This is a genomic window from Escherichia sp. Lx600-2, from assembly GCF_036662595.1.
GTDB lineage: Bacteria > Pseudomonadota > Gammaproteobacteria > Enterobacterales > Enterobacteriaceae > Escherichia > Escherichia coli.
The window spans coordinates 1-3736 of sequence record NZ_JAYQWM010000166.1 but is presented as its reverse complement, the minus strand read 5'-3'; the positions used below and the strand labels follow the sequence as shown (position 1 = coordinate 3736).

Below are 3736 nucleotides of genomic sequence, written 5' to 3'. Positions count from 1 at the left end.
CCGAAATTTAGCCAAGTCGAGGCTTATAAGCGTTGGGAAGCCGAACTTGACCAATACAGCACCCAGCATGAAGTCAGCGTGCCTATCCCTGAGTATGACAGTAAAACGGCCTGTGGCTTAGATGTCCATTTTTTACCCTGCAACCAAGTCAAAGTGACCACCTCTTGTTATAGCTACCTTGACCCTGAATATCCGATTAAAGAACCGATTAATATGAAGGAGCCTGCCGTATGTCCGAAATAACCCATGCTCGCCCAATGGTGGTCAACGGGGCTATCACTGCCACCCTTTGCTCGCTGGTTTTACTGTTATCTGGCTGCTCCCTTGCGGCTAGCAAAAACCAGCCCATGGCGGCGGGGCTGAGTGGCTATAACCACACACTTGGCAGCATTACCTCTTTTTCAGTCAATGGCTCAAGAGTCAGTGTCGGGGGCGTGCAATGTTGCGTGCTGCTCCCCGCTAAATGGACGCCCGGCTTACATGCCAGAGTAAAATGGGAAAGTTTGGATAAAAGCAAACTGTCCCCCATGCCGAAATTTAGCCAAGTCGAGGCTTATAAGCGTTGGGAAGCCGAACTTGACCAATACAGCACCCAGCATGAAGTCAGTGTGCCGATCCCTGAGTATGACGCAGATACCGCCTGCAGTATGAAAGTGCATTTTTTACCCTGCAACCAAGTCAAAGTGACCACCTCTTGTTATAGCTACCTTGACCCTGAATATCCGATTCAAGAACCGATTAATATGAAGGAGCCTGCCGTATGTCCGAAATAACCAATGCGCAACCTGTTTGGGGACCGGCGGAGTTCCCCCAAGATGGTCGATTAGAACTTTCGCGCAAACAGCTTACGGCCAACTACCAGCTGCGTAAAAAAGAGCATAACGCCTTTAACCTTGAAAATAACCGCCGCTATAATGCCAATTTAGGGCCAAGCTGCAGCAAAACCTTGCATATCAGTTTCTTTTTTGATGGCACCAACAACAATAAAAAAAATGACCTTGAAATTGCCGAGCCACCTCACCCTACCAATATTGCCCGGCTTTTTGAGGCCACTTATGAGGATCAACTTACCAAACCTAAAAAATTACGCGAATACTTTAAATATTATATGCCCGGCGTGGGCACCGCCTTTCCCGAAATTGGCGAATATAATTTTTCCAGTAGCGGGCTAACCTATGCCACTGGGGGTGAAAACCGCATTAATTGGGCCTTATTGATGCTAGTCAATAGCCTGTACCTTTCCGCTGGCCTTGCGGAACTGCCCAATAAACTCCTTAGAGCCTCCTTAGATAAAATGGCCACCGTCTGGCCTTTGGATGGCGCCGCGGGTCGTAAACAAGTAATTGCCGACCTCCTCAACGCCGAAAAAATTGCCGCACTATTAAGCCAAAAACCGAAAGCTTTAGCGATAAAACTGTATGTGTACGGCTTTTCACGGGGGGCAGCAGAAGCACGGGCGTTTATCCATTGGGTGGCGCAACTGTTTGACTTAGATACCCCTAACGGAGCCGAGTTACCCCAACAAACCCTCGCTAGCCTGCCTTTATCCATCGAATTTTTAGGTATTTTAGACACCGTGCCCTCGGTGGGAATTGTGCATTTGGTCCCTGCCTTTACGGGGCATTTTGATTGGGCGAATGACACCCAACAATTACCTGATGAAAAACGCTACCCTGAGTTTGTGCGGTGTTGCCGCCATTTTGTGGCGGCCCACGAACAGCGGTTGTGTTTCCCACTGGACACCGTGCGCCGCCCAGCAATTAAAGACGGTTTTAGCAAAGGGCACCGCGCCTACCCCCCTCATACCCATGAAATGGTTTACCCAGGAATGCACTCTGATGTGGGTGGGGGCTACCCCCTTAATGACCAAGGAAAAGCCCGCGAAAGGGCTGATCACCTATTATCGCAAATTGTCCTCCATGACCTCTATTCTGAGGCCTTTAAGGTGGGCGCCCCCCTGTGCACCACTGTGACCGAAGATGCGCCCCTGAATACCGATAACACCCCGCTGGTTCCCCCAATGGAGCCCAAAGTAGCTCAATTATTCAAAATCAACCCAATTTTAATCGCACGCTTTAATGCTTGGCGTGCCCTTACCCTAGGGCAAAGCAACACAGGGGAAGCCGCCATTGAGTACCAACCCGTCAGCCTTGGTCACCCTTTGGAGGAGATCATCGAACAGCAAATGGCATGGATGACCGCATGGCGTATCGACCGGTATGCCAAAGCGCGCTACCGCAGCCTACCTTTTTACCAACACGCCGAAGAGTGGCCAAAAGACGGTACGGGCGACGGTAAGAATATTAAAGACGAAAAAGCCAAAAGTGCGCAAACACAAAAAGCAAAAAATGATTTGCAAAAAAAAGCCAAAGCCATGGGCAAAGAGGGGCAGCCGGCCCCGGTTACCGATGACAGAGGCAATATTATTACTCACGAAGTCACTGACCCAGAGACAAACGAAAAACGGTTAGAACCGGTGGATTTTGGGTTTGATAACTTAGCCGGCTCGCCGCTTTTTGAAAGCAAACGGGATAAAACCCAAATTGCAGAGGCCGCGACCGAATTTAGGCACGACTATGACGGGAAAATTCGCCAACATACCAGCATGTTTGACTTCCCTGTTGATACCTTATTTAAATACACCATGTATTTACTCAATTCCGATGACGAACGCCTTGAATATGAGCGCATGAAAGCGTCAGGGGATAAAATCTATGATAACGGCCGCGGTTTCCCCGTCAACCAGCACACGGATATGTCCCTTGTGAGTGCGCTATTTGATGACCAAATCCACGATTCTCGGGCTTGGTTTATGCATTTTGAATTAGGCACCCGTGAGCCTTGGGCGGGATATTTCCGCTATCGAATGATTTATGCGGGTAATGAAACCAATAAATTCCTTTCCCCTATTGCATTCGCAGGGCAACTGATTGGTGTTGCCACCCTTGTGGGGGGCGCCATTTATACCGTTAAACAAAAAGACATCAAAGGCGTACTGGGGGGCATCAGTGGTACCGTTGGACTACTTTCATTGGAATATGAGGTGGTTGATATTGCTACTGGCCTAAGCATTCCTTTTATTGATAATGCCTCTGAATTATTTCAGCCAACTCAAGATACCAGTGACGTATTTAAAATTACACAAACTCAAACTGCTTATAACTATTCACAAGGGATCATTGATGTTCTTAGTCAATCCGTTGAACCAAATAAACTATTAAAGGTAGGGTAATTGTAATGAAAAATGTTATTCGTGTTGGTGATACATTAAAGCCTTATGGCGGAAGCGTGCTATCAGGTCAATACCTTGCCTTTGGTAAACCCGTTGCCTGTGTTGGAGATAGCGCGGTATGCAACCGTCATGGGCGCACAACTATCGTGGAAGGGGCATCGGGTTCATCCATGAATGGTAACCCAGTCGCTCTAGATGGGCATCGCTGTGCATGCGGTTGCACGCTGGTCAGCTCACTTTCGATGATGGATATCAAGCCATGAGGATGCCCCCTTACTATCCTGAGCCGCCAAATGTTCCCCCGATTAATTGGAAACGGTGGGGACAAGGTATCCTTATTATCATTTCTATCTTCTTACTCATCACTAATATTTTTTGGCCTAAAAACACACCAAATAAAACCACACTTTTTTGGTTTACTGGTTTTATTCTACCTGTTCTTGTTTATCTACTGATATTTTCTATTTATTACTTTATTTACCAAATACGTATTTATCATAAAAA

The 3736-nt window shown here is 47.4% G+C and carries 4 protein-coding genes; all 4 read left to right on the top strand.

Annotation, left to right across the window (positions count from 1 at the left end):
- Positions 1-243 (top strand): DUF3304 domain-containing protein (locus tag OQV04_RS23815; protein WP_332643105.1); only part of this gene is annotated, 243 nt, incomplete at its 5' end.
- On the top strand, positions 231-773 hold the full coding sequence (locus tag OQV04_RS23810) for a DUF3304 domain-containing protein (RefSeq protein WP_210855059.1): 543 nt from the start codon (positions 231-233) through the stop codon (positions 771-773). The genes OQV04_RS23815 and OQV04_RS23810, both read left to right, overlap by 13 nt.
- A complete protein-coding gene (locus OQV04_RS23805) occupies positions 761-3232 on the top strand; it encodes a T6SS phospholipase effector Tle1-like catalytic domain-containing protein (protein ID WP_210855057.1) in 2472 nt (823 codons plus the stop codon). The genes OQV04_RS23810 and OQV04_RS23805 overlap by 13 nt, the downstream gene beginning before the upstream one ends.
- A gap of 5 nt (positions 3233-3237) precedes the next feature.
- Entirely contained in the window at positions 3238-3495 is a 258-nt protein-coding gene (locus OQV04_RS23800; RefSeq protein WP_166686770.1) for a PAAR domain-containing protein, read from the top strand.
- Positions 3496-3736 lie beyond the last annotated feature (241 nt).